24 protein-coding genes and 1 riboswitch are annotated in these 23,479 nt (G+C 63.4%); of the genes, 10 read left to right on the plus strand and 14 right to left on the minus strand.

All coding sequences use genetic code 11. From position 1 onward, the window contains the following. Nucleotides 1-117: 117 nt before the first annotated feature. Nucleotides 118-1,800, minus strand: a complete 1,683-nt coding sequence (gene aspT, locus GGD40_RS09445) for an aspartate-alanine antiporter (RefSeq protein WP_179743466.1) — start codon at nt 1,798-1,800, stop codon at nt 118-120. Nucleotides 1,801-2,351: 551 nt separating this feature from the next. Here aspT and GGD40_RS09450 point away from each other — a divergent pair. Further along, entirely contained in the window at nt 2,352-3,350 is a 999-nt protein-coding gene (locus GGD40_RS09450) for a 2-hydroxyacid dehydrogenase (protein WP_179743467.1), read from the plus strand. On the opposite strand, the gene GGD40_RS09455 is transcribed toward GGD40_RS09450, so the two are convergent. Further along, nucleotides 3,347-3,988 (minus strand): plasmid fertility inhibition factor family protein, encoded by a 642-nt coding sequence (locus GGD40_RS09455; protein ID WP_179743468.1) that lies wholly within the window; start codon nt 3,986-3,988, stop codon nt 3,347-3,349. The two genes, GGD40_RS09450 and GGD40_RS09455, sit on opposite strands and share 4 nt — an antisense overlap. Before the next feature lie 373 nt (nt 3,989-4,361). On the opposite strand from GGD40_RS09455, the gene GGD40_RS09460 reads away from it, so the two are divergent. Further along, nucleotides 4,362-5,528, plus strand: coding sequence for an MFS transporter (locus GGD40_RS09460; protein ID WP_179706716.1), 1,167 nt, complete (start codon nt 4,362-4,364; stop codon nt 5,526-5,528). A gap of 119 nt (nt 5,529-5,647) precedes the next feature. Next, nucleotides 5,648-6,808: an MFS transporter gene (locus GGD40_RS09465; protein ID WP_179743469.1), complete on the plus strand. Its 1,161-nt coding sequence runs from the start codon at nt 5,648-5,650 to the stop codon at nt 6,806-6,808. Between the two features lie 98 nt (nt 6,809-6,906). Here GGD40_RS09465 and fahA read toward each other — a convergent pair whose 3' ends face one another. Genes fahA through GGD40_RS09480 form a run of 3 tightly spaced genes read right to left on the minus strand, consistent with a single transcriptional unit; the run spans nt 6,907 to nt 10,959 of the window. After that, a complete protein-coding gene (gene fahA, locus GGD40_RS09470; RefSeq protein ID WP_179743470.1) occupies nt 6,907-8,217 on the minus strand; it encodes a fumarylacetoacetase in 1,311 nt (436 codons plus the stop codon). Next, entirely contained in the window at nt 8,214-9,560 is a 1,347-nt protein-coding gene (hmgA, locus tag GGD40_RS09475; RefSeq protein ID WP_179743471.1) for a homogentisate 1,2-dioxygenase, read from the minus strand. The genes fahA and hmgA overlap by 4 nt, the downstream gene beginning before the upstream one ends. A 34-nt stretch (nt 9,561-9,594) precedes the next feature. Further along, nucleotides 9,595-10,959: an MFS transporter gene (locus tag GGD40_RS09480; RefSeq protein ID WP_179743472.1), complete on the minus strand. Its 1,365-nt coding sequence runs from the start codon at nt 10,957-10,959 to the stop codon at nt 9,595-9,597. Between the two features lie 323 nt (nt 10,960-11,282). On the opposite strand from GGD40_RS09480, the gene GGD40_RS09485 reads away from it, so the two are divergent. Beyond that, nucleotides 11,283-12,116, plus strand: a complete 834-nt coding sequence (locus GGD40_RS09485; RefSeq protein WP_179743473.1) for an EAL domain-containing protein — start codon at nt 11,283-11,285, stop codon at nt 12,114-12,116. 36 nt (nt 12,117-12,152) lie between these two features. On the opposite strand, the gene GGD40_RS09490 is transcribed toward GGD40_RS09485, so the two are convergent. Then, nucleotides 12,153-12,938: an IclR family transcriptional regulator gene (locus tag GGD40_RS09490; protein WP_179743474.1), complete on the minus strand. Its 786-nt coding sequence runs from the start codon at nt 12,936-12,938 to the stop codon at nt 12,153-12,155. 114 nt (nt 12,939-13,052) lie between these two features. Here GGD40_RS09490 and GGD40_RS09495 point away from each other — a divergent pair, with 114 nt between their 5' ends. Further along, the gene (locus tag GGD40_RS09495) at nt 13,053-14,243 is read left to right on the plus strand and encodes an acyl-CoA dehydrogenase (RefSeq protein WP_035552889.1); all 1,191 of its coding nucleotides are present in this window, start codon (nt 13,053-13,055) and stop codon (nt 14,241-14,243) included. 133 nt (nt 14,244-14,376) lie between these two features. On the opposite strand, the gene GGD40_RS09500 is transcribed toward GGD40_RS09495, so the two are convergent. Beyond that, the gene (locus GGD40_RS09500) at nt 14,377-15,015 is read right to left on the minus strand and encodes a peroxiredoxin (RefSeq protein ID WP_179706728.1); all 639 of its coding nucleotides are present in this window, start codon (nt 15,013-15,015) and stop codon (nt 14,377-14,379) included. A 340-nt stretch (nt 15,016-15,355) separates the two neighbouring features. Between GGD40_RS09500 and GGD40_RS09505 the strand changes: the two genes are divergently transcribed. From GGD40_RS09505 to GGD40_RS09515, 3 genes are all read left to right on the plus strand, one after another. Then, nucleotides 15,356-15,658, plus strand: a complete 303-nt coding sequence (locus GGD40_RS09505; RefSeq protein ID WP_028198798.1) for a DUF883 family protein — start codon at nt 15,356-15,358, stop codon at nt 15,656-15,658. A 151-nt stretch (nt 15,659-15,809) separates the two neighbouring features. Continuing rightward, nucleotides 15,810-16,196, plus strand: coding sequence for a phage holin family protein (locus GGD40_RS09510; protein ID WP_179706730.1), 387 nt, complete (start codon nt 15,810-15,812; stop codon nt 16,194-16,196). Between the two features lie 156 nt (nt 16,197-16,352). After that, on the plus strand, nt 16,353-16,838 hold the full coding sequence (locus tag GGD40_RS09515; RefSeq protein WP_179706733.1) for a DUF3318 domain-containing protein: 486 nt from the start codon (nt 16,353-16,355) through the stop codon (nt 16,836-16,838). Nucleotides 16,839-16,930: 92 nt separating this feature from the next. Here the strand turns inward: GGD40_RS09515 and GGD40_RS09520 are convergent, their stop codons facing one another. From GGD40_RS09520 to glyA, 7 genes are all read right to left on the minus strand, one after another. Then, on the minus strand, nt 16,931-17,371 hold the full coding sequence (locus tag GGD40_RS09520) for a type IV pilin protein (protein WP_179743475.1): 441 nt from the start codon (nt 17,369-17,371) through the stop codon (nt 16,931-16,933). Nucleotides 17,372-17,381: 10 nt separating this feature from the next. Continuing rightward, entirely contained in the window at nt 17,382-17,900 is a 519-nt protein-coding gene (locus GGD40_RS09525) for a pilus assembly PilX family protein (protein ID WP_257030497.1), read from the minus strand. 17 nt (nt 17,901-17,917) lie between these two features. After that, complete coding sequence (locus GGD40_RS09530) at nt 17,918-18,730, minus strand: PilW family protein (protein WP_179743476.1); 813 nt, start codon at nt 18,728-18,730, stop codon at nt 17,918-17,920. Beyond that, a complete protein-coding gene (locus GGD40_RS09535; RefSeq protein WP_218901077.1) occupies nt 18,727-19,098 on the minus strand; it encodes a hypothetical protein in 372 nt (123 codons plus the stop codon). The genes GGD40_RS09530 and GGD40_RS09535 overlap by 4 nt, the downstream gene beginning before the upstream one ends. Before the next feature lie 71 nt (nt 19,099-19,169). Next, a complete protein-coding gene (locus tag GGD40_RS09540; protein ID WP_179743478.1) occupies nt 19,170-19,730 on the minus strand; it encodes a GspH/FimT family pseudopilin in 561 nt (186 codons plus the stop codon). Between the two features lie 203 nt (nt 19,731-19,933). Next, nucleotides 19,934-20,416, minus strand: coding sequence for a transcriptional regulator NrdR (gene nrdR, locus GGD40_RS09545; RefSeq protein ID WP_027799387.1), 483 nt, complete (start codon nt 20,414-20,416; stop codon nt 19,934-19,936). Nucleotides 20,417-20,422: 6 nt separating this feature from the next. Continuing rightward, on the minus strand, nt 20,423-21,670 hold the full coding sequence (gene glyA, locus GGD40_RS09550; protein ID WP_179706743.1) for a serine hydroxymethyltransferase: 1,248 nt from the start codon (nt 21,668-21,670) through the stop codon (nt 20,423-20,425). 166 nt (nt 21,671-21,836) lie between these two features. Continuing rightward, nucleotides 21,837-21,953: riboswitch (ZMP/ZTP riboswitch) on the minus strand. 238 nt (nt 21,954-22,191) lie between these two features. Here glyA and ydfG point away from each other — a divergent pair. Together ydfG and ybgC are read left to right on the plus strand one after the other, a co-directional pair. After that, nucleotides 22,192-22,938 carry a bifunctional NADP-dependent 3-hydroxy acid dehydrogenase/3-hydroxypropionate dehydrogenase YdfG gene (ydfG, locus tag GGD40_RS09555; protein ID WP_179706745.1) on the plus strand — a complete coding sequence of 249 codons (747 nt, stop codon included), beginning with the start codon at nt 22,192-22,194 and terminating at the stop codon, nt 22,936-22,938. Nucleotides 22,939-22,996: 58 nt separating this feature from the next. After that, a complete protein-coding gene (ybgC, locus tag GGD40_RS09560; protein WP_179744917.1) occupies nt 22,997-23,476 on the plus strand; it encodes a tol-pal system-associated acyl-CoA thioesterase in 480 nt (159 codons plus the stop codon). The last annotated feature ends 3 nt before the right edge of the window (nt 23,477-23,479 follow it).

Raw genomic sequence — 23,479 nt, forward strand, 5'->3', positions numbered from 1 at the left:
CTCGCTGGATAGTGTGAGATATTGAGTACTGGGTGCCGTCTGCCGGGGTGCTGCGGGCGGCAATGCCGCCTGTCGATGCGCGAAGCGGATCGTGTCGTGCCGCTCATGTCGTGTTACCTAACCGAGCTTGCCGGCGAGACCGACCACCACCGGTCCCATCAACGGCAACAGAATGTTCGAGAGTGCATAGGTGATCGTGTAGCCGATCACCGGCGTCGAGTTGCCGGTCACGCCCACCAGCGCGCTAATCGCGGGCGTGCTGCATTGCTGGCCGGCAATCGCGCCGAGCAGCATGGGCGCTTCGAGCTTGAGAAACACACGGCCGATCCACAGCGACAACAGCCCCGGCACCAGCACCATCAGAATGCCGGCCACCGGCAACGCGAGGCCGTATTCGCGCACCAGCTTGATGGCGTCCGGTCCGGCCGACAAACCGACCGCGGCAATGAAAGTGGCGAGGCCGAAGTCCTTCAGAATCTGCGCGGCCGCCGACGGCAACGAGCCGATCAACGGATAGCGCGAGCGGATCCAGCCGAACAGCAAGCCGGACAGCAGGCAACCGCCGCCCGTGCCGAGCGCGATCGACACGCCGCCGATCCGGCCGCCGAGATGGCCGATCGCCATCCCCACCAGCACGCCCAGCGCGAGGTAGACGAAGTCGGTTTTCTGCGTGGCGGCCAATACGTAACCCAAGCGCCGCGCGCCGCGTTCGACGTCGGCCTTGGCGCCGACCAGCGTCAACACGTCGCCGCGATTCAACTCCGTGCCGGGCAGCGCAGGCACCGTGGTTTCGAGCCGCGTGACCGCCGCGATGTAGACGCCGCGCGCCTGCTCCGGATCGGCCCGTTCCCGCACCTGCGCGACCGTCAGACCTTCCGCTTCGCGGCGCGTCAGCACCACGTCGAGCTTTTCGGCGACGATCTGGTCGAAACCGCCACCGTCGATTTCTTCGCCCAGACTGGCCGACGCCGTCACGATCGCTTCACGACGCCCGCCGATCAGGATCAGGTCGTCGGCCATCAAGACCCGTTTCGGTTCCACCGGCACGACCGCACCATCGCGCCGTAGCTGCTCGATAGTCAGGTTGTAGCCGTGCTGCTGCTCGAACGCCACGACCGTCGTGCCGGCCGCCGCGCCGACGCGAAACGCGCGGCCCACCAGCGCCGGCGCCGCCGCCCGCTGCCCTTCGCCGAACGCGCCGTCGCCGCCAAGCTTGCGCCACACGCGCTCGGCTTCGTCGCGCAAATTGACGCGCAGCAGCAGCGGCGCAAACTGGCTCGTGAACAGCACGATGGTGATCAGGCCGAACAGGTAGCTCACGCTATACGCGGTCACGATATTGGCCTGCAGACGGAGCGTCTCCGCGTCGCCGAAGCCGAGCTTGGCAATCGCCTCCGACGCCGTGCCGATCACCGCCGATTCGGTCGCCGCGCCGGCCAGCAGTCCGGCTGCCGTGCCCGCGTCGAGCCGCATCACGACCACCGCGATCAGGATCAGCACCAGCACCGAGACGATCTCGACCACCGACAACAACCCATAGCGCCAGCCGCGTCCGATGTTGGCAAAGAACTGCGGCCCGCCGGTAAAGCCCAGCGCAAAGATGAACAACGCAAACGCGATGTTCTTCAGATCGGGGGCCAGTCGCGCGCCCGTCTGCCCTAACAGCAAGGCAACGATCAACGTGCCGCAGACGCCGCCAAGCTGAATTGGCCCAACGCGAAATGAGCCAATGAAATATCCGATTGCCAGGCTTGCGAACAGCGCGATCTCCGGTTGAGACCTCAGCAATTCACTGATCATGTAGGCTCGCCGATTTACAGGTTTATTAGTAGGAGACTGAGAAACAATGGCTCAAAAAAAGTGCAAATAATTCGCTCAGACCTGGTACGGCTCAGCAATTACTCAACCGGCATAGCTGGCTGAATGACACTATTTATGGCAATGGGATGACGCGACATGCGTCCGGGAAGATTGCGGCGCTGCGGCGATGTTATGGAAAAACGTTTGTGATAGTTCAACGGTCACACTGTCCTCGCGAAATCGCTCGATGCCTTAAAAAAGACACCGAATTCTGATGGCCGATTTTTTCTACTTTACTGCATGAATGAACATGCTTTTGTCAGACTGCTTTTTTAATAAATATTGTAATTCTTCAAACCTGTCAATATTATTTTCAATCTTGACCGGATTGCCTTCGCAAAAAATGATCTTTAGCAAAGACTGAATGGCAATAGGTACCGTGTGCCGTGACCGGCAGCCGGGCCTTTATACTGGCTCATCCACGTGACGCGCGGTGAGTCCGCCACGCTTGAATCCCCCCTGCCGCCGGCACGCATTCCTCGGAGCACGACATGCGCATGATCCTGTTCAGCAGCCGTCAGTACGACAGCGACACGTTCATCGAAGCCAACGGCCGGCACTGCTACGAACTGCACTTTCAGGAGTCGCACCTCGACAGCGAAACCGCGATCCTCGCGCAGGGTTACGAGGTGGTGTGCCCGTTCGTCAACGACCGAGTCGACGCGGCCGCGCTGGAACGGCTTCATGCCGGCGGTACGCGCTTGATCGCGCTGCGCTCGGCGGGCTTCAATCATGTCGACCTGGCCACGGCGGAACGTCTCGGCATCACGGTCGCGCGCGTGCCGGCGTATTCGCCGCACGCGGTGGCCGAGCATGCGGTCGGTCTGATTCTGGCGTTGAACCGGCGTCTGCCGCGCGCCGTCGCGCGGACTCGCGAGGGCGATTTTTCGCTGCACGGGCTGCTCGGTTTCGATCTGCACGGCAAGACGGTGGGCGTGATCGGCACCGGCATGATCGGCCGCGTGTTCGCACGGATCATGGCGGGCTTCGGCATGCAGGTGCTCGCGCACGATCCCGGCACGCCCGCCGCCGACCTGCTCGGGCTCGGGGCGCGCTATGTTCCGCTCGATACATTGCTGGCGGAATCCGACGTGGTCAGCCTGCACTGTCCGTTAGTGCCGGACACCTACCATCTGATCGACGGCCACGCGCTCGCCAAGATGAAACGCGGCGCGATGCTGATCAACACCGGCCGTGGCGGCCTGGTCGAAAGCAATGCGCTGATCGGCGCGTTGAAGGACGGCCAGCTAGGCCATCTCGGACTCGACGTGTATGAGGAAGAAGGCGGCCTGTTCTTCGAGGATCACTCGAATCTGCCGCTGCAGGACGACGTGCTCGCGCGCCTGCTGATGTTCCCGAACGTGATCGTCACCGCGCACCAGGCGTTCTTCACGCGTGAAGCGATGAGCGAGATCGCCCAGACCACGCTCGACAACGTCGCGGCCTGGGAGAGCGGCACGCCACGCAACGTGGTGCGGGCGGCGGGTTAGGGCTGACTGGCGGGCGGGGGAACGACCTGGGGCGGCCCGCCTAGCGTCGTTGCACGAATCGCGGTGCGGGCGTCGTCCGGTGCGCCGCACAGTTCGCGCAGCATGACCGCCTCGCGCTCGTGCACTTCCACCGGAAACCAGCGCGCGCCGGCATCGGCCAGATAGCGCGCGCGATGCTGGCCGTTGCGAAACGACACCACGCCTTCCCGCTCAAATCCTACCCAACCGAGCAATCCCGGCGCGCGACGCGTCGTGATCGTCACGTAGGGCATCTGCGGAATGCGCGGATTGTCCGGATCGAGAAACTCACGAATGCCGCGCACCTTGCCGGCATGCCATTCGGCAACCGGCTTCAGCACGTAGTCGGTATTGTCGCGATCCGCGCAGGCGAGCAGCTTGCGCACGTCGATCAGCACCACTTGGTGCCGCGTGCCGTCTGTGACGAACACGCGTTTCAGGCGCACATGGTCGAACCACGAATGCTCGAGGAGCGGCACGATCCACACGGTTTCGGCGCAAGCCGGCGAAGCGGCTGACGATGGATTGGACGAAGGCAAAGGCAGGCTCGATAAGCTAGCGAAAATCCGCCAGCGCGTTAAAAGAGCGCTAACGCTACGAGTCGACTGTGTAAGAAGCATGACAGACCACGGCATTAATCACACTGCATGCTCATGCTGCCAGGACACCTCGGCATGAACACACTTTAAAAGTACCCGCACACACGGGCAGACGCTGACCTCTATCGATGTAACGACTATAGCGACGCAAAATTTCAATAGCTATGTACGCGTCGAAGTTAAGCAGGATATCGGCGTCGCGACGCTCGTCCTTGAGCGGACCGCGCGCCGTGTGCAGAAAAAAACAACAGCCGCCTGACGGCTCAGCAAGGGTGTTTTGACTTAGGTAGAATCCCCTACTGTTTTGCCTCTTGCACGGCGCACGCGTTCTCGCCCCGAAAATGCGCGCCGGCCGCGCGACGCTCCCCGTCTCGCCGATTCACGCTCCGCCACCATGCCTTTACCCCTGCTCGCCCTTGCCGTCGCCGCTTTTGGAATCGGTACCACTGAATTCGTGATCATGGGCCTGCTGCCCGACGTGGCACGCGATCTGTCCGTCTCGATTCCGGCCGCCGGCATGCTGGTGTCGGCGTATGCGCTCGGCGTCACGATCGGCGCGCCGATCGTCGCGATCGCGGTAGCCAATATGCCGCGCAAGAAAGCGTTGATGAGCCTGATCGGCGTGTTCATCGTCGGCAATCTGCTGTGTGCGATCGCGCCGGGTTATGCGGTGCTGATGGCTGCGCGTATCGTCACGGCGTTCTGCCATGGCGCGTTCTTCGGTATCGGCTCGGTGGTGGCCGCGGGACTCGTCGCGCCGAATCGCCGCGCGCAAGCCATCGCGCTGATGTTCACCGGCCTGACGCTCGCCAACGTGCTCGGCGTGCCGCTCGGCACCGCGCTCGGCCAGGCCGTGGGCTGGCGCGCAACGTTCTGGGCGGTGACCGGTATCGGCATCGTCGCGGCGGCCGCGCTCGCCGTCTGCCTGCCCGCGAAGATCGAGATGCAGAAGGCCAGCCTCATCCACGAGTTCAGCGTGCTGAAGAATCCGCAGGTGCTGATGGTGCTCGGTATCAGCGTGCTCGCGTCGGCCAGCCTGTTTTCGACCTTCACGTATATCACCCCGATCCTCGAAGACGTGACCGGCTTCACGCCGCATGCGGTCACGCTCGTGCTGCTGCTGTTCGGCCTCGGCCTGACGGTGGGCAGCACGCTCGGCGGCAAGCTCGCCGACTGGCGGCTGTTGCCGTCGCTGGTGGCGTTCCTGCTGGCGATCGTCGTGATTCTGACGATTTTCGCCGGCACGATGCACCAGCAGATTCCGGCGATGATCACGATCTTCGTCTGGGGCATTCTGGCCTTCGCGATCGTGCCGCCGTTGCAAATGCTGATCGTCGACCGCGCGAGCCATGCGCCGAATCTGGCGTCGACCCTGAATCAAGGCGCGTTCAACCTCGGCAATGCCACGGGCGCGTGGCTCGGCGGCATGGCGATCGGCGCGGGCGCGCCGCTCACCACGCTGCCGTGGGTCGGCGTGGCGACCTCGATCGGCGCGCTGGTGCTGACGCTGTGGTCGGTGTCGATCGACCGTCGCGCACAGCGGATGATGGCCGCGGGATAGTCGCTGCGTTGCTTCGCCGCGCGTGATGACGCAACCGCGAACGTGGCCTCCTCACTTTGCGCGTTGAGCAATGCCCTCAAGCGTGCGAATGACCAGCAGCCGTAGTAGCATCTCGGCCGATGAAAGTCATCTTCACTCGCGATTTCCTCGCTCTCATTCTTAGCGTTGCCGTGGTTGGGCTCGGCAGCGGCGCGACCCTTCCGCTCACCGCGCTCGCGCTGACGCAAGCCGGCTATGGCACCGACGTGGTCGGCCTGCTGACCGCCGCGCAAGCGGGTGGCGGCCTCGTCATCGTGCCGTTCGCCGGCTGGGTCGCGGCGCGCTTCGGCGGCCGTCAGGTGATCGTCGGCGCGGTGCTGGTGGTGGCGATCGCCACCGCGCTGATGCAACTCACCGCGAACCTGTGGCTCTGGGCGCTGTTGCGCGTGCTCTGCGGCGCCGCGCTGATGCTGCTCTTCACGATCGGCGAAGCCTGGGTCAACCAGCTCGCCGACGACGCCACCCGCGGCCGCGTCGTCGCGATCTACGCCACCAACTTCACGCTGTTCCAGATGTCGGGGCCGGTGCTGGTGAGCCAGATCGCCGACCTCATGCACTCGCGCTTTCTGATCTGCGGCGCGCTGTTCCTGCTGGCGCTGCCGATGCTCGCCACCCTCCGCACTGCGCCACACGCCACCGACGACGACCACGCCGCGCACGGCAGTTGGCGTCACGTTTTGCCGCAGATGCCCGCGCTCGTGGTCGGCACCGGCTTTTTCGCGCTGTTCGACACGATCGCGCTGTCGCTGCTGCCGCTCTTCGCGATGTCGCACGGCATGACGAGCGAGGTCGCCGTGTTGTCCGCATCGGCTTTGCTGCTCGGCGACACGACGATGCAGTTTCCGATCGGCTGGCTCGCGGACCGGCTGGGCCGTGAGCGGGTGCATATCGGTTGCGGTGTGATCGTCGTGCTGCTGTTGCCGCTGCTGCCGTGGGCGATCACGTCGCCGTGGCTATGCTGGCCGTTGTTGTATGTGCTCGGCGCGGCGGCGGGCGCGATTTACACGTTGTCGCTGGTAGCTTGCGGCGAACGCTTTCGCGGCGTCGCGCTGGTGTCGGCGAGTTCGCTGGTGGGCGCGTCGTGGAGCGCGGCCAGTTTCGGCGGTCCGCTCGTGGCCGGTGCGTTGATGAAGGGCGTCGGTAACGATGCGATGGTCGGCGTGCTGCTCGTGGCGGCACTCGCGTTTCTGGCGGCTGTCTGGTGGGAACGGCGACGCTCGCCGATGCGGGCGGTGGGGTAACGTGCGCCGCGCGGCGGGCGACGTCGTGACGCGCTTGCGCACGTTAGAAACAAAAAAGCCGGCGTAATCCGCCGGCCTTTGCAGCCTGTCTCGTGGCGTTACGAACGCGCCGGCAAAATCTCCCCGGCGCACACGCCAAACCCCACCCGATAACCGTCACCCTGGCACCAGCCTGCCAACGTCAGTTCATCGCCGTCTTCGATAAAACTGCGCGTGCCGCCCTGCTGCAGCTCCACCGGCTTCTTGCCATTCCACGTCAGTTCCAGCAGGCTGCCGAACGAATCCTCGCTCGGCCCGCTGATCGTGCCCGAACCCATCAGATCGCCCACCCGCGTATTGCAGCCCGACACCGTGTGATGCGCGAGTTGCTGCGCCATCGTCCAGTACATGTGCTTGAAATTGGTCCGCGTGATCGTGCTTGCCTGCGTGGCCTGTTGCGGACGCAACGTCACTTCCAGATGAATATCGAAAGCGTGCGCGCCGTCGTGACGCAGATAGGCCAGCGGCTGCGGCTCCTGCACCGGTTGCGCGACGCGGAACGGTTCGAGCGCGTCGAGCGTGACGATCCACGGCGAGATCGTGGTCGCGAAGGTCTTCGCGTTGAACGGGCCGAGCGGCACGTATTCCCATTGCTGAATGTCGCGCGCGCTCCAGTCGTTCAGCAACACCATGCCGAAGATATTCGCTTCGGCATCCGCGCAGGCCACCGGCTCGCCCAGCGCATTGCCCGCGCCGATCACGAAACCCGTTTCCAGTTCGATGTCCAGTTTGCGGCACGCACCGAACACCGGACGCTCCTGATCCGGCAACTTCAATTGACCGTTCGGCCGACGCACCGGCGTCCCGCTCACCACCACCGACGACGCGCGTCCGTTGTAGCCGATCGGCATTTCCGACCAGTTCGGCAGCAGCGCATTCTTCGGATCGCGGAACATCGAGCCGACATTCGTCGCGTGTTCTTTCGACGAATAGAAATCGGTGTAGCCCGGAATCTGCACCGGCAGATGCAATTGCGCGTCGGCCTGACGCACGAGCGCCTTCGCACGCAGCGCGCTGTCGTCGCGCAAGGCGGCGGTGTCGCGCGCCAACAATTGGCTTAGCTGGACGCGGACACTGCGCCATGCATCGCGGCCTAGCGCGATGAAGTCGTTCAACGTATCGCGTGCAAACACGTCTGCTTTCGACGACACCTTAAGCAAGCCCGCCGCCTGCAAAGCAGCCAGATCGACGATCTCGTCGCCGATCGCCACGCCCACTCGACGCACCGCGTTCAGCCCGTCACGCTTATCGCTAAACACGCCAAACGGCAGATTCTGAATCGAAAAATCGCTGGTCGAATCGTTGGCCGATTCGACCCAGCTCTTGCGCGACGGATCGAGCGTCGCCTGAAGATCGCTCAATGCGCTCATCGTTGCTCCGGGTTGAAATGTTTTTTGAGGCCTTGCCAGCACTCGTAGTAATGCGCCTGCAATTGCGAGGTTTCGAGCGCGAAGCGGGTCGGCTTGAGCAGCGTGCGCGTTTCGAACATGAAGGCCATCGTGTCGCCCACTTTGTGCGGCTTCGACGTATCGCCATGCGAGGCTTTTTCGAACGTATCCGCGTCCGGGCCGTGACCCGTCATGCAGTTGTGCAGACTCCCGCCGCCGGGCACGAAGCCCTCGGCCTTGGCGTCGTACACGCCATGCACGAGACCCATGAATTCGCTCGCCACGTTGCGATGGAACCAGGGCGGCCGGAACGTATCTTCCGCGGCGAGCCAGCGCGGCGGGAAAATCACGAAGTCGATCGTATCGACGCCCGGCGTGTCGCTTTGCGATTGCAACACCAGGAAAATCGACGGGTCCGGATGGTCGAAGCTGATCGAGCCGATCGTGTTGAAGCGGCGCAAATCGTACTTGTATGGCGCGTAATTGCCGTGCCATGCCACCACGTCGAGCGGCGAATGGCCGATGTCCGCGCGCCACAGATTGCCGTTCATCTTGGCGACGAGTTCGAAGTCGCCTTCGCGGTCTTCGTAGGCCGCGTGCGGCGTGAGGAAATCGCGCGGATTCGCGAGACCGTTCGAGCCGATCGGGCCGAGATCCGGCAAGCGCAGCAGCGCGCCGAAGTTCTCGCAGATATAGCCGCGCGCCGTGCCGTCCGGCAGGCTCACCGCGAAGCGCACGCCACGCGGAATCACCGCGATTTCGAACGGCTCGACGTCGAGCCGGCCCATTTCGGTCGCGATGTGGAGACGCCCTTCCTGCGGCACGATCAGCAATTCGCCGTCGGCGCTGTAGAAGAAGCGGTCCTGCATCGAGCGGTTCGCGGCGTACAGATGAATCGCGCAACCGCTCATCGATTCCGCCGCGCCGCTGCCCGCCATCGTCACCCAACCGTCGATGAAATCGGTCGGCTCCGTCGGCATCGGCAAAGCGTCCCAACGCAACTGGTTCGGCGGCGTCGGCGGGACTTCGGCGAAGTTGGCCACCAGCCGTTCCGAAGGCAGCAACGTGAACGGCATATGCACGGCCGCCGGCCGGATCCGGTACGTCCACGTGCGACGGTTGTGGCCGCGCGGCGCGGTAAACGCGGTGCCCGACAGTTGCTCGGCGTACAAGCCGTAGGCCGCGCGCTGCGGCGAATTGCGGCCTTCGGGCAACGCGCCCGGCAGTGCCTCGGTAGCGAATTCATTGCCGAAACCCGACTGATAACCCGGCTCGATCTCAAGCCGCGAAAGCGCGGTATTCGGCTGACGTGTTGCGGTGTCCATGCAAGGTTCTCCGTTGATACTCGTTCGTTTCATCTCACGCGGTCTGCGGCTCGGACGGGCGGCCGCGTTGGCGGGTCGCCGCGGCGAGCGCGATCACCAGCAGCGCGGAACACAGCACCGGCACGGCCGCCGCATGGAACAGCGACGCGTTCGACCAGTTCATCGCGATCAGTTGGCCGCCGACCAGCGGCCCGATCACCGAGCCGATCCGGCCGATGCCGAGACTCCAGCCGATGCCCGTCGAGCGCAGCGTGGTCGGATAGAAATGGCCGGCCAGCGCGTTGACCGCCGGTTGTCCGCCGACCACGCAGAAGCCGCCCGCGAACACCACGATCAGCAGCCACGGCAAAGCATGCGCGACCGTGCCGATGGTGCCGACCGCGAGCGCCGCGCCGGCAAAACACACGAACAGCACGCGCACGAAACCGAACCGTTCGATAAACCAGCCGAGCAGCAAGGTGCCGACCACGCCGCCCGTCTGCAGCACCGTGCCGACGATCACCGCGGTGGACGGCGAATAACCGGCGTCGCGCATCACGGTGGGCAGCCAGTTCGACAGGAAGTACAAGTCGATCAGGTTCATGAAGCTGATCGCCCACAGAATCAGCGTGACCGGCATGCGGCCCGCGCGGAACAGTTCCGCGACCGGCGCGCCGCCAGTGCCCTTCTCACGCACGACCACGCGGGTGTTCGCATCGATCGTCAGCGTCGGATCGAATTTCGCGAGCCAGCGCAGCGCGCGTTCGCTGTGTCCCTTGATGACGAGGAATTGCAGCGATTCCGGCAACGCGGCGAGCATCGCGAACCCGAGCAGCAGCGGCACCGTGCCGCCGACCCAGAACACCGCGCGCCAACCGTAAGCCGGAATCAGCGCGGCGCTGACGAAGCCGCCAAGCGCCGCGCCGAGCGTGAAGCCGCACGACACCAGCATCATGCGCTTGACGCGGTGCGCGGGCGACGCGAACTCGCCGACCAGCGCCATCGCGTTCGGCATGATGCAGCCGAGCCCGAGGCCGGTGATGAAGCGCAGCGCGATCAACGCGGGAATCGTCGAGACGAACGGCGTGGCCAGCATGGACAGCGCGAAGAAAAACGTCGCGCCGATCAGCACCGGCCGACGGCCGATCCGGTCCGCCAGCACCGACAAACCCAGTGCGCCGAGCAGCATGCCGAACAGGCTGGCGCTAAATACCGGGCCGAGCGCAGCCTTCGACACATGCCATTCGCCGATCACGCTAGGCGCGACATAGCCCATGGCCTGCGCGTCGAAGCCGTCGATCACGAGACACAGCCCGCACAACGCGAGCAGCATCCACTGGAAGGCCGGGTGATGCGTTTCGCCGAGCACGCGCTCGACTTCGATCACGTTGGCGGCGGCCGGAGCCGGGTTGGAACTCATGCGGGTGTCCCCTCATCCTGATGGATTGTTTGGTGGCCGCGTGAATGGCAACGGCGACAGATGATCTGTGCAGGCACGATCGTCGTCACTGCTCACACGGCAATTTACGTATAGTAAAACGAATTACGCATGGTGAAATTAACGTATACCCTGAAGCTCAATTCGAATACGCCCGGCAGCCCCGGCAGATAAGCGTTCGGCGGATAACGTTATGAGCATTTTGTTCATGTGAGCGCTGGCCGGACTGCTACCATCATTGGATGCGGCAACCGCGTCGCGTTGCCTGGCGCCGAGCGCGCCTTTTTTGCCATCCATTCGCCTACATGATTCCGCCGACCATCCCCACCCTCATCGCCCGCGCCGCCGAACATCCGTTTCTCGGCGAATACCTGGCGATGGGACACGGCGAGCACAGCGACATCGCGCTGGCCCGGTTCGACGGGCACGAGCTGGCGAGCAGTTACGAGCCGATCTTCGACATCAGCGTGCATTCGCTGGCGCAGTCGCTCACGTCCGGCGCCGAGGGCGCGGACCGGTTCGGCGACGAACTCGGTTTTCAGGCCGTCACGCAGCGCCTCGACGCGCCGCCGTTCGACGTGTTCGACCCGTTCGACCGGATCGCCGACGACCAGCAGCTAGTCGTGCTCGACCGTATGTCACGGGCGCTGCACGCGATCAATTTCTTTGGCGCGCAGCGGCACGGATTGCTGTTTCTGCGCGTGCACGAGCGTCTGCTGAAGAGCGTGAAGTACGACCACGGCCGCCATTTTTCGACGGTGCTGGTGTCATTCGGGCTAAACCCGTCGCGGGTGGTGATCGAGTTGCCGGCGGCAGCCGTCGCGCACAAGACGTTTCTCGGCTATCTGACCACGAGCTATCAGCGCTACGGCTTCAAGGTGGCGGGCAATCTGTCGAACGCAGGGCAGATTCTGTCGGTGTCGGAAACCGCGCGGCTCGACTTCATCAAGATGGATGCCGGCATCGCGTTGCGCGATGCGACGGTGAAACCGCTAGTGGGTTATGCGAGCCGATTGCGGATTCCGCTGATCTTCAACCGCGTGGTGGATGAAGCGCAGTTCGTGGCGCTGCAGCAGTACGACGTGCGCTTCGTGCAAGGGCCGTTGTTCAATGCGCACTATCACGATCGGGCCGTTTGAGCGGGGTGGCTGGCGCTTCAACCCGCTTTAACCGCTTCAACCCGTATCGCCCAGACGCCGCGCGAGCGCTTTCAACCGCGGCCCGACGTTCTCACGAAACACCTCCTCTCCCATCGACGACGCCGGCCCGCTGCAACTGAGCACCAGCCAGCGCCCTTCACGCGGCTCGCGAAACGGCACCGCGACTGCGTTCACGTCGTCGTGCCACGCGCGGAACGAATAGCAGCAGCGTTCCGCGGCGAACGCAGCAATTTCCGTTTCGGCGTCGGCGACTAAAACCGGCCCGTCCTTCCCGGCGGCCTTCTTGAGTTCGGCCAGCAGCGCGGCGCGCATGTCGGCCGGTTGCACGGCGAGATACGCGCGACCCATCGAGCTCGTCAGCATCGACAGTTTCGAGCCGGAGGCCAGCCCGAGCGTCAACGCGGTTTCGCTGCGGATCGTCTCCAGATAAATCATGTCCAGCCCGTCACGGCAACCGAGCGACACCGCCGCGCCGACTTCGCGAGCGAAGGTGCGCATATGCGGACGCGCGAGCTCCAGCGTGTCGGTGCCCGAGAGCAGCGCGAAACCGAGCGACAACACGCCGGCGTCGAGCGCATATTTACCCAGCGTTTCGTCAAGCCGCAGATAACCGAGCACCGTCAGCGTGTAGGCGAGACGGTTGACCGTCGCCTTCGGCAAACCCGTGCGTTCGACGAAATCGCGATTGCCGAGCATGGTTTCGCCCGGTTTGAACGCGCGCAGCAAATCCAGCCCGCGTGCGAGGGCGACGACGAATTTACGCTCGTCGAGCGGATCGGACAGAGTAGATGTGGGCGGCATGGGGTGATACACTCGGTCGTGGTTTGCAAAACATTGTTTCGCATAGCGGAACTTAAGTCAAGCCCAAGGATGTAGCTCAGACATTTCAGTCCAGAAGGAATCAGGAGATAAATCATGGCCGAGGCCGCGCAGTTTCACTGGGAAGACCCGTTGCTGCTGGATCAGCAGCTCACCGAAGACGAACGCATGGTGCGCGACGCCGCCGCGGCTTACGCGCAGGACAAGCTGCAACCGCGCGTGCTCGAGGCCTTCCGCCATGAGAAGACCGACATCGAGATTTTTCGCGAAATGGGCGAACTCGGCCTGCTCGGTCCGACGATTCCTGAGCAATACGGCGGCCCCGGGCTGAACTACGTGGCATACGGCTTGATTGCGCGTGAGGTGGAGCGCGTCGATTCCGGCTATCGGTCGATGATGTCGGTGCAGTCGTCGTTGGTCATTGTGCCGATCTATGAATTCGGCTCGGAAGCGCAAAAGCAGAAGTACCTGCCGAAGCTCGTTACCGGCGAATGGATCGGCTGCTTCGGCTTGACCGAGCCGAATCACGGCTCCGATCCGGGCAGCATGATCACGCGCGCGAAGAAGGTGGACGGCGGCTACTCGCTGTCGGGCGCGAAGATGTGGATCACCAATTCGCCGATCGCCGACGTGTTCGTCGTGTGGGCGAAGCTGGAGGAGAACGGCAAGGATTCGATCCGCGGCTTCGTTCTCGAGAAGGGCTGGAAGGGGCTGTCGACCCCGACTATTCACAGCAAGGTCGGCTTGCGGGCGTCGATCACCGGCGAAATCGTGATGGACGAAGTGTTCGTGCCGGAAGAGAACCGCTTCCCGGAAGTCAGCGGCTTGCGCGGTCCGTTCACGTGCCTGAACTCAGCGCGCTACGGCATTGCGTGGGGCGCGCTCGGCGCGGCGGAAGCCTGCTGGCACACCGCGCGTCAGTATGTGCTGGACCGCAAGCAGTTCGGCCGGCCGCTCGCCGCGAATCAACTGATCCAGAAGAAGCTCGCCGACATGCAGACTGAAATCACGCTCGGCCTGCAGGGCGTGCTACGCCTCGGCCGCATGAAGGACGAAGGCACCGCGGCGGTCGAGATCACGTCGATCATGAAGCGCAATTCGTGCGGCAAGGCGCTGGATATCGCGCGGCTTGCGCGTGACATGCTCGGCGGCAACGGTATTTCGGACGAGTTCGGGATTGCGCGGCATCTGGTGAATCTGGAGGTGGTAAATACCTATGAAGGAACGCACGATATCCACGCGCTGATTCTGGGCCGTGCGCAAACGGGGATTCAGGCGTTTTTCTAATGGGTTGGTGAAGCGCTGACTCGACAAATACACAAGGCCGGTTCTCTCGCGAGAACCGGCCTTGTGCTTTGTGGTGCTTGCTGCGTCGCGCAGCGGGCCCGCTTCGCCGTGCTGTGTTGCGTAACTCAGTCGCTTACTTGTTCGGCTGCGGCGTCATGCGCAAATACGGACGCAGCGCCGTGTAGCCCTTCGGGAATTTCTGCTTGATGACTTCTTCGTCCTTCAACGACGGCACGATCACCACGTCGTCGCCCTGCTTCCAGTTGCCCGGCGTTGCCACCGAATGGCTGTCAGTGAGCTGCAGCGAGTCGATCACCCGCAGCACTTCGTCGAAGTTCCGACCGGTGCTGGCCGGATAGGTGATGGTGAGACGCACCTTCTTCTTCGGATCGATCACGAACAGCGAACGGACCGTCAGGGTCTCGCTGGCGTTCGGGTGAATCATGTCGTACAGCTCAGCAACCTTGCGATCGCCGTCCGCGAGAATCGGAAAGCCGACGTTGGCCGCCTGCGTTTCGTTGATGTCTTTGATCCATTCCTTGTGCGACTCCGCCGTGTCGACCGACAGCGCGATCGTCTTCACGTTGCGCTTCTCGAACTCGCCGGCCAGCTTGGCAGTCAGACCGAGCTCGGTCGTGCAGACCGGCGTGAAGTCCGCCGGATGCGAAAACAGCACGCCCCAGCTGTCGCCCAGCCAATCATGAAACTTGATACGACCCACGCTCGATTCCTGCTCGAAATCCGGTGCGATATCGCCAAGACGTAGACTCATGATGTATCTCCTATAGATGTTCGGACAGTCCGCGCGAGCTTCTGCCCGCGACCCCGCAAAGATAAAGCATACCGGACAGGCGATGCACCGCTAACGAACATCGCGTCACTACTTTATGCGTTTTTGTAATTTTCGCCGTTTTAATGGAAACTTTGCGGGACAGATCAACTCCATCTTAAGCAAACTTTCCTGCATGATGCTGTGGGTGGTAGCGTTGTCAAAGCTTTCCTCAACCAGGAACGGTTCGTGCGTTTCCTTCGAACAATCGGGCACTGCGCTCGCCAGCGGCCGTTTCTTTGGTTACGATTCACGCGTGGCGTGAGCCGAAGGGGAGCTGTCTATGTCGGAAGTCAACAAGGAGAGATTGATGTCGGATATCAAAACCGTCCTCGCGGACGCGGAAGATCTGCTGAAACAGGCCGCGAGCGCCACGGGCGAGCGCGCTTCGGAACTGCGTGAAACGGCGCTGACGCGCCTGAAGCAGGCTAAGGAAAAAGCGGCTGACGTGCAGGTCGTGGTAGTCGAAAAAGGCAAGAAAGCTGCCCGCGCCACCGACGACTACGTGCATGAGCATCCGTGGGCATCCATCGGCATCGCCGCGGGCGCTGGCGTGCTGCTGGGTTTGCTGATCAACCGCAAGTAAGCAGGCACCACCTGATGCACCGGGCGGCGAGCGTCTCGGCCCCCGTCCCGGCCCATCAGCGAATCGAGGTTGACCGGCGCCTGTCTGGCCGGTCCGCTTCTCCTGGCGCGCGCACGCGCCGGTTAGGCCTTTACGCGCAACGCCCACAGATATGACGATCGAAACACAATCGCAGCGCGGAGAACACAGCCCGTTGCGCCGCATTATCGGATCCGTGTTTGCCATTCTGCAGACACGGCTGGAACTGGTCGGCATTGAACTCGCCGAAGAAAAAGACCGTCTGCTCGCCGTGCTGTTTCTCGGCCTTGCCGCGATGATGCTCGCCACCATGGCGCTGATCGCGTTGACGGCGCTGATCGCGATCGCGTTTTGGGACACTTACCGGTGGCAGGCGCTGGCCAGCATCACCGCGGTTTATGCGATTGCGGGGTTGGTCTGTGCGCTGAAAGCTCGCAGTGGTCTGCGCAATGCGCCGATGGTCTTTGAAGCGACTATCGCTGAATTCGAAAAGGACCGCGACGTGTTTCGCAAACCGTGAGGCGGAGTGCGCTGCGTACTTTGCCTGCGGCAGCGCTGCACCATTTGCAGCACCGCTCGCCGCTTTTTTGCAGCCATTTTTTGCAGTCGATTCGTAGCTGATTTGCGATTGTCTGTAATTGTCTGATTGCTCCACCTCCACTGCCGCCGACACGCCATGAGCCAGATCCATTCCGATACCGCCTTCCGTAACAAACGCCACCAGGCAAAAGATCTGAGCGCGCCGCACCTGCGAGCACTGCGCAAGGAACTGCTGATGGTGCGCGCGGATGTCGAGCGGATGGAGCTCGCTCAGGCAACCATCGAACTGCGCCAGGCGGTCACCCATTTCAGTTGGCTCAAGTTCCTTGTGCCTGGGTTTAGCAACTTGCGCCCGGGCCGCGGATCGGGATCGAAGTCGAATTTCCTCAACGCGGGGAATATCGGTGCCTTGCTGAAGGAGTATCCGCTGATCAGCTCCATCGCTTCGATGGTGCTCGCCAAGCCGTTGCGCGCGACGCTTGCCGCTGGCGCCAAACCAGCGCTCAAGTGGGGCGGCCTTGCGCTTGCCGGGTGGGAAGCGTATCGGATCTGGCAGCAGATGAAGCGCGACTCGGCCGCGTCTTCGCGCGAGAAGGTTGAATCGACGGATGGCGGATATTGAGGGGCTGGGGGCGCCTGCCTCCTGCCCTCCGCCTCCTGCCCGCCGCTTCCTGCTTTTCCGCTTACCGCCTCGCTAGTGCCGCCAGTCGCCCGCTAACCGGTCTTCCAGCACTCACCGCTTGACGGTGTTAAACCGCTGCTCCCACTGTTCCCGCTTCTATTACTTCGCTGTCCCGTCGCATCCAGCGTAAAGATGCCGCATGCGTCCTCGCGCATGGGTCCGGACTCGGCCGGCGCGGCCTCTATCGAATAGCCGCCGTTGGTGTCGTCCGCAGGCAGAACATGCAGGCTGTAGATCGGCGCACCGAATTGCGGCGCCTGGTCCAGACCGGGAGGCAAGGCCGTCAGGTTGTCGCTTGCCGCGCGCTCGACGAATTGTGCCGCCCGATACAGCGCCGATGCCGCGTCGATTCGATGCGCGCGCTCGACGTGACTCCGATACGAAGGCACAGCGAATATGGCAAGCGTGGCAACGATCGCGAGCGTGATCATCAGTTCGAGCAACGTGAATGCGGATGTATGCCGTCCTGTCATGAACCTTCCGTCAAAATGGCTTTACGGCGATACGGCGCCAATGGCGCTCGACTTTCTCGCCCTCGATAACCAGTTCCATCTGTAGCCAGACCTGCGACTCTTTAGTCCGCCCGAAGCCACGCGAAGTCAGCAGGAATGCTTGCGCATCGGCGCGCGTGGCCAGACGCCATGCTTCGATCAAACATTGCGGCGGCCGCAGCGATCCGGGCCACTGCGAAACAGGTGCGACAGCGCCAGCTTCGAATGCGGATTCGAGCTTCCATTGCATCGGCTCACCGGAAGCAGCCGGAGGCGTCGCTGCGGCACCGTCACCTGCCGCCGTGACGACAGCTCGGGAACACAGCGTCAGCACCGAATCGGCCGCATGGAACGCCTGCAGATAATCGCGGACGTTGCTGGCGGCGCGCGCCGACGCAAGCGAGCTTTCGAACCACGCTGCGGACGTGGCCAACGTCATTGCGGCAAGCAGAAGCACGATGGGGAGCACGGTGCCGTGGTGACGAACGCGCGACACTTCACGCAGGCCCATCTTCTTTCGATGCGCAGTCACAGAGAAACCCCCGCCGCCGAATTGCGTATCGCCACGCGCCGCCAGAACGCCTGCCGCGCGCGCGAGTCGGCGCTCATGGCACGAACGCCGTCGCAATCGACATAGCTCCCGCGCTGCGCTCGCGGCGCGCCTCGAACGAGCACGCAGAGATCGACGGCAACAATCTTCGCCCATTGATCAGCCGTTAACGCTGATGCCTCGATTGCGTCCAATCGGTCAGCTAGCCAGTACTTGATTCGCACGCGCTCGACACCTTCAACCAGTGGTTGCGCGGACCCCGCCTTGCCATTGCCCTCGCAATAGAGCTCCGGCTCCCCGGTCGAACCACTGACTCGCGCGAAATACCGGTTCACGACCGCGACACCGCGGTCACTGAGCGCCGCGTTGGAGGCGGTCACGGCTTGTCCGAGGCAGTCGGTGGTTTGCCCGCCCGCCGATGGCCATGTCGAGACGTTGTCTCCAACATACCGGACCACGACGCCGTCCGAGCGACTGGACAGCGTCTCGCAGACGGGGCTGTCGTCCGTGCCCGTCGGCCGGCCGCCCGAGCATCCGAATAGCGGTGGAGGATTGGCGTAGCGCACGACGTCCGCGGGCACGAAGCCGGCCATTTGCAGTTGCTGCCCGATCAGGGTCAACGCGGTCAACCCAGCTTCGCGAATCCGTGTCGCGTCGCTGGCCTGTTCGAATGCCGCTCGCTGCGCTGTGTAAAGCGAAACGGCGCCTGCGGTCACCAGCAGACCCAATGCGATGGCGATCACGAATTCCACCAGCGTGTGGCCGCGAGCAGGAGACGAACGCGTCATCATTTCGCGAACGCCAATGCGACGCATGAGAGACCGGCGGGAGCATCCGCTCCGCCACAAGACTCGGGTTTGTCGATGATATTGTCGGCAGGCGGCATGTCGCGCGGGGCCACCCACGTCACACGCGCAGCGGACAACCCACCGCTGCCTTCCACCGACGCCTGGCCATGCGGCAACAGCGCCGCCGCTCGCGCGTTCCATTGCCGGATCGCGGCATCGCTCGTGGCAGGCGCGCACGTGGCCTCCGCGACCGAATCGGCTATCCACGCCGCGTGCTCACGGAGGGCCGTCGCATGCGCTTCGCGAGCGGTCCACAATTGACCGGCGATCAACCCGAGCGCCGTCACCGCCATCAACGCGACCGCCAGCATGACTTCGATTAGCGAGCTGCCGTCGCACGTGAATGCACAATAACGCGGCTTGGGCCTCCGTGAAAGTCGCCTCACGACACGGCTCCGCAAGCACCCTGGACAATCCGCACGCGTCCCCCGGCGGCGATATGGATACAGCGTCGCCACGCGTTCCCCTGAGTTGCTCTTGAAGGTGTGCGCGGTGCGATTTCGAAACTGCGAAACGTGCCGATCAATTGCCCCGCCGGCGGCGTGAACGTGAGATTCGTCTGCGTCCCGCTGATGCTCACCGCGCTTAACGAAGGATGCGCACGCAAAAGCGAAAGCGTGCCGCTGCGCTCCGCCATGACGGCCCAGCCGCAAGACCAGTCAGCAATGCCGTTGGCGCAAGCCTGCCCCGCGGCAAGACACCGGCGTGCGGCGTCGACCCGGCAGACGGTAATACGTGTCCCGCGACGCAGCGCTTCACTGCGCGCATAGGCGAAGGTCGAGGCAAGCGCTTTTGCGCGGGCGTCGATCTGATCCCGCACCTGCCAGGCGACGAACGACGGCGTCGTCAGCACGGCGACTACGGCGAGTAGCGCAATCACGGCCAGCGTTTCGACGAGCGTAAAGCCGGCGGATGGCGATCGACAGACAGCGTCCTGTTTCATCTGCATCCCTGATCGTTGCAAAGAATGCAGCCAATCTAGCGGTTCGCAAAGGCCTCAACAATCGGCCGAATGGCCAGGTGGTACTCAGACGCTATCCCGCGCAAAAATGCACGCGTCGAACCATAACGGAGCGGGAGCTACCAATGCGCGAATCAATGCGGAGAAAAACGGATACTCGAACGCAGCACGCGGCGCGGCCGCGATCAGCGCTTGCGGGAAGGCTTGGGAGGAGAAGAGGCGCGGCGAAATTCTTCAATTACGTCTTCGAATTCAGAGACGTCTTCAAAGCGCCGGTAAACGGAGGCAAAACGAACGTAGGCAATCGTATCGAGCGCGCGCAACTCGTTCATGACGAGTTCGCCGAGGCGCTCACTGCGCACCTCACGCTCGCCGCTACCGAGCAACTGATACTCGATGCGGGCGACGGCCGCGTCGATCGCGTCCGCTGCGACCGGGCGCTTGCGCAGCGCCAGTTGCATGCTCGCGACGATCTTGCGGCGATCGAATTCCGTGCGGCTGCCGTCCTTCTTGACGACCGACGGCAACGCCAGCTCGACCCGCTCATACGTCGTGAAACGTTTGTCGCAGGCCGGGCAGCGGCGGCGCCGGCGAATCGTTGCGCCGTCTTCGGATACGCGCGAGTCGACAACCTGCGTATCGGCGTGACGGCAGAAGGGGCAGTGCATAACGGCTTAACGGTAGACCGGGAAACGCTGGGTCAGCTCGGCAACCTGACCGCGCACACGTTCGATCGTGGCGGTGTCTTCCGGGTTGTCCAGCACGTCGGCGATCAGATGACCCACCTGCTCCGCTTCCTTGACACCGAAGCCGCGCGTGGTCATGGCCGGCGAGCCGAGACGCACACCGCTCGTCACGAACGGCTTTTCCGGGTCGTTCGGGATCGCGTTCTTGTTGACGGTGATGTGAGCGGCGCCCAGCGCAGCTTCCGCAGCCTTGCCGGTGATCTTCTTGGCGCGCAGATCGACCAGCATGACGTGGCTTTCGGTACGGCCCGACACGATACGCAGACCGCGCTTGACCAGCGTTTCAGCCAGCACGCGCGCGTTGTCGACCACTTGCTGCTGGTACACCTTGAATTCCGGCGACAGCGCTTCCTTGAACGCAACAGCCTTACCGGCGATCACGTGCATCAGCGGACCACCCTGAATGCCCGGGAAGATGGCCGAGTTGATCTGCTTCTCGAACTCGGCCTTCATCAGGATCACACCACCGCGCGGGCCGCGCAGGCTCTTGTGCGTGGTCGTGGTGACGAAATCGGAGAACGGCACCGGGTTCGGGTAGACGCCCGCGGCGACCAGACCGGCGTAGTGCGCCATGTCGACCATGAAGTACGCGCCGACCGACTTGGCGATCTTCGACAGACGTTCGAAATCGATACGCAGCGCGAATGCCGAAGCACCCGCCACGATCAGCTTCGGCTTGTGTTCCTGAGCGAGTTTCTCAGCGGCTTCGTAGTCGATGTCTTCCGCTTCGTTCAGGCCGTAGCTGACGACGTTGAACCACTTGCCCGACATGTTGACCGGCGAACCGTGCGTCAGGTGACCGCCGTGCGCGAGGCTCATGCCCATGATCGTATCGCCCGGCTTCAGCATGGCGAAGAACACGCCCTGGTTGGCCTGCGAGCCCGAGTTCGGCTGCACGTTGGCCGCTTCGGCGCCAAACAGTTGCTTCACGCGGTCGATCGCCAGTTGCTCGGCGATGTCGACGAATTCGCAGCCGCCGTAGTAGCGCTTGCCCGGATACCCTTCGGCGTATTTGTTGGTGAGCTGCGAGCCTTGCGCGGCCATCACGGCCGGGCTCGTGTAGTTTTCCGAAGCGATCAGTTCGATGTGTTCTTCCTGACGGCGGTTTTCCTGCTCGATCACTTTCCAGAGTTCAGGATCGACGTTGGCGATGGTGCTTTGGGCTCTGTCAAACATACGGATTCCGTTGAGTGTGTTCAGGTTGACCGGATCGTGCGCCGAATCTTGCGTAGAGGGTACGCAGCACTGCTGGCGGCTGGGCCAGCCCTGACGTGGCGGATAGAGAGACGCCGCACACGCGAGGCAGGACAGCCACCGTCAGCGCAGATCAATGCGCGCGGATCACGGCTGCCCAGGCGAACGGCAAAACGGCAAAACGGCACCCTGCGCTTCACGGTGGGTTGTTCCACCTTGAACCCGATTGCTTGAACCGGTTCTATCGCCAGTCACGCAGGGATGAGCGCGTTAGTTTATTGGAAGAGGATCGAATAGGCAACCGGCTTCCCGTCGATGCTGGGCGCGCTCGCGAGGCCGGCCCAGCGGCCTTCGGGTGCGACGTGCAAAGGTCTGATGAAAACGCGCTGCAAAGCCGCTGCGCGTCCCTGCCACAGCCGCTCATGCGGCTGGTTCAGCCTTGCCGCAGCGCCGCATTGGAAGTAGGCTTGGGACCTTTCTCCTTTACCGACCAGGAAAATGCAATGATCGTGTTCGTCACCGGAGCGTCCGCGGGATTCGGCGCTGCTATCGCTCGCGCCTTCGTCAAGGGCGGCCATCGTGTCGTCGCCACCGCGCGCCGGAAGGACCGCCTTCAGGCGCTCGCCGACGAACTCGGCGACGCGCTTCTGCCCTACGAACTCGACGTGCGCGACCGCGCGGCCGTCGAGGCGGTGCCCGCCGGGTTGCCGGCGGATTTCGCCGAAATCGACGTGCTCGTCAACAACGCCGGCCTCGCGCTTGGCACCGAGCCGGCGCAAAAAGCGAGTCTGGACGCGTGGAACACCATGATCGAAACCAACTGCACGGGTCTCGTGCAGGTTACGCACGCCTTGCTGCCCGGCATGGTGGAGCGCAATCGCGGTCACGTCTTTAACCTTGGCTCGGCGGCCGGTAGCTGGCCGTACGCAGGTGGCAACGTTTACGGCGCCACCAAGGCCTTCGTGCGCCAGTTCAGCCTGAACCTGCGCGCCGATCTGGCCGGCACCGCGTTGCGCGTGACCGACATCGAGCCGGGCCTGTGCGGCGGCACCGAGTTCTCGAACGTGCGTTTTCGCGGCGACGACGACAAGGCCGCGAAAATGTACGAAAACGTGCAACCGCTGACGCCCGAAGACATCGCCGACTCGATCTACTGGATCGCCACCCGGCCGGCCCACGTCAACATCAACACAATCGAACTGATGCCGGTGGCCCAATCGTTCTCCGCTTTGAGCGTTCATCGCGGCTGAGGCCCGCCGGGTAAGGCGCACACTTTGAAACAGACCTCAAGGTATGCGTTCCGGTAAAATGCGCCGCATGAATGAGTCGACCAGCCTGCCCGGCACCGAAATCGGCGGCACGTGGTCTATCCGCGTGTACTACGAAGATACCGACGCCGGCGGCATCGTGTTTTACGCGAACTACCTGAAGTTTTTTGAACGGGCGCGCACCGAATGGCTGCGCGCGTGCGGCGTCGACCAGCGCCGGCTCGCGGATGAAACAGGCACGATGTTTATCGTGAGCAGCACCGCGGTCGACTATCGGGCGCCGGCACGGCTCGACGATATTGTCAACGTCGTGAGCCGGATCGAACGGCTAGGCAGGGCATCGGTCGACTTCGTGCAGGAGGCTTGGCGCGACGGCACGCTGCTTGCTACCGGTTCCATCCGGATCGGCTGCGTCGATCGCATTGCGCTGCGGCCGGCCGCGATTCCTTCGCCGGTTCTGGCCGCTTTGCGGCGCGGGCCGGCCGCGAGCAGCGGCGGCGTGTCAACGGACAACGACTGAACC

It is taken from the genome of Paraburkholderia bryophila, from assembly GCF_013409255.1.
Lineage (GTDB): Bacteria > Pseudomonadota > Gammaproteobacteria > Burkholderiales > Burkholderiaceae > Paraburkholderia.

What these genes read in the sequence shown, in the direction of transcription:
- aspT (WP_179743466.1), bottom strand. Translation starts at nt 1,800, where the DNA reads ATGATCAGTGAATTGCTGAGGTCTCAACCGGAGATCGCGCTGTTCGCA.
- GGD40_RS09450 (WP_179743467.1), top strand. Translation starts at nt 2,352, where the DNA reads ATGCGCATGATCCTGTTCAGCAGCCGTCAGTACGACAGCGACACGTTC.
- GGD40_RS09455 (WP_179743468.1), bottom strand. Translation starts at nt 3,988, where the DNA reads ATGCTTCTTACACAGTCGACTCGTAGCGTTAGCGCTCTTTTAACGCGC.
- GGD40_RS09460 (WP_179706716.1), top strand. Translation starts at nt 4,362, where the DNA reads ATGCCTTTACCCCTGCTCGCCCTTGCCGTCGCCGCTTTTGGAATCGGT.
- GGD40_RS09465 (WP_179743469.1), top strand. Translation starts at nt 5,648, where the DNA reads ATGAAAGTCATCTTCACTCGCGATTTCCTCGCTCTCATTCTTAGCGTT.
- fahA (WP_179743470.1), bottom strand. Translation starts at nt 8,217, where the DNA reads ATGAGCGCATTGAGCGATCTTCAGGCGACGCTCGATCCGTCGCGCAAG.
- hmgA (WP_179743471.1), bottom strand. Translation starts at nt 9,560, where the DNA reads ATGGACACCGCAACACGTCAGCCGAATACCGCGCTTTCGCGGCTTGAG.
- GGD40_RS09480 (WP_179743472.1), bottom strand. Translation starts at nt 10,959, where the DNA reads ATGAGTTCCAACCCGGCTCCGGCCGCCGCCAACGTGATCGAAGTCGAG.
- GGD40_RS09485 (WP_179743473.1), top strand. Translation starts at nt 11,283, where the DNA reads ATGATTCCGCCGACCATCCCCACCCTCATCGCCCGCGCCGCCGAACAT.
- GGD40_RS09490 (WP_179743474.1), bottom strand. Translation starts at nt 12,938, where the DNA reads ATGCCGCCCACATCTACTCTGTCCGATCCGCTCGACGAGCGTAAATTC.
- GGD40_RS09495 (WP_035552889.1), top strand. Translation starts at nt 13,053, where the DNA reads ATGGCCGAGGCCGCGCAGTTTCACTGGGAAGACCCGTTGCTGCTGGAT.
- GGD40_RS09500 (WP_179706728.1), bottom strand. Translation starts at nt 15,015, where the DNA reads ATGAGTCTACGTCTTGGCGATATCGCACCGGATTTCGAGCAGGAATCG.
- GGD40_RS09505 (WP_028198798.1), top strand. Translation starts at nt 15,356, where the DNA reads ATGTCGGAAGTCAACAAGGAGAGATTGATGTCGGATATCAAAACCGTC.
- GGD40_RS09510 (WP_179706730.1), top strand. Translation starts at nt 15,810, where the DNA reads ATGACGATCGAAACACAATCGCAGCGCGGAGAACACAGCCCGTTGCGC.
- GGD40_RS09515 (WP_179706733.1), top strand. Translation starts at nt 16,353, where the DNA reads ATGAGCCAGATCCATTCCGATACCGCCTTCCGTAACAAACGCCACCAG.
- GGD40_RS09520 (WP_179743475.1), bottom strand. Translation starts at nt 17,371, where the DNA reads ATGACAGGACGGCATACATCCGCATTCACGTTGCTCGAACTGATGATC.
- GGD40_RS09525 (WP_257030497.1), bottom strand. Translation starts at nt 17,900, where the DNA reads ATGGGCCTGCGTGAAGTGTCGCGCGTTCGTCACCACGGCACCGTGCTC.
- GGD40_RS09530 (WP_179743476.1), bottom strand. Translation starts at nt 18,730, where the DNA reads ATGATGACGCGTTCGTCTCCTGCTCGCGGCCACACGCTGGTGGAATTC.
- GGD40_RS09535 (WP_218901077.1), bottom strand. Translation starts at nt 19,098, where the DNA reads ATGCTGGCGGTCGCGTTGATGGCGGTGACGGCGCTCGGGTTGATCGCC.
- GGD40_RS09540 (WP_179743478.1), bottom strand. Translation starts at nt 19,730, where the DNA reads ATGAAACAGGACGCTGTCTGTCGATCGCCATCCGCCGGCTTTACGCTC.
- nrdR (WP_027799387.1), bottom strand. Translation starts at nt 20,416, where the DNA reads ATGCACTGCCCCTTCTGCCGTCACGCCGATACGCAGGTTGTCGACTCG.
- glyA (WP_179706743.1), bottom strand. Translation starts at nt 21,670, where the DNA reads ATGTTTGACAGAGCCCAAAGCACCATCGCCAACGTCGATCCTGAACTC.
- ydfG (WP_179706745.1), top strand. Translation starts at nt 22,192, where the DNA reads ATGATCGTGTTCGTCACCGGAGCGTCCGCGGGATTCGGCGCTGCTATC.
- ybgC (WP_179744917.1), top strand. Translation starts at nt 22,997, where the DNA reads ATGCGCCGCATGAATGAGTCGACCAGCCTGCCCGGCACCGAAATCGGC.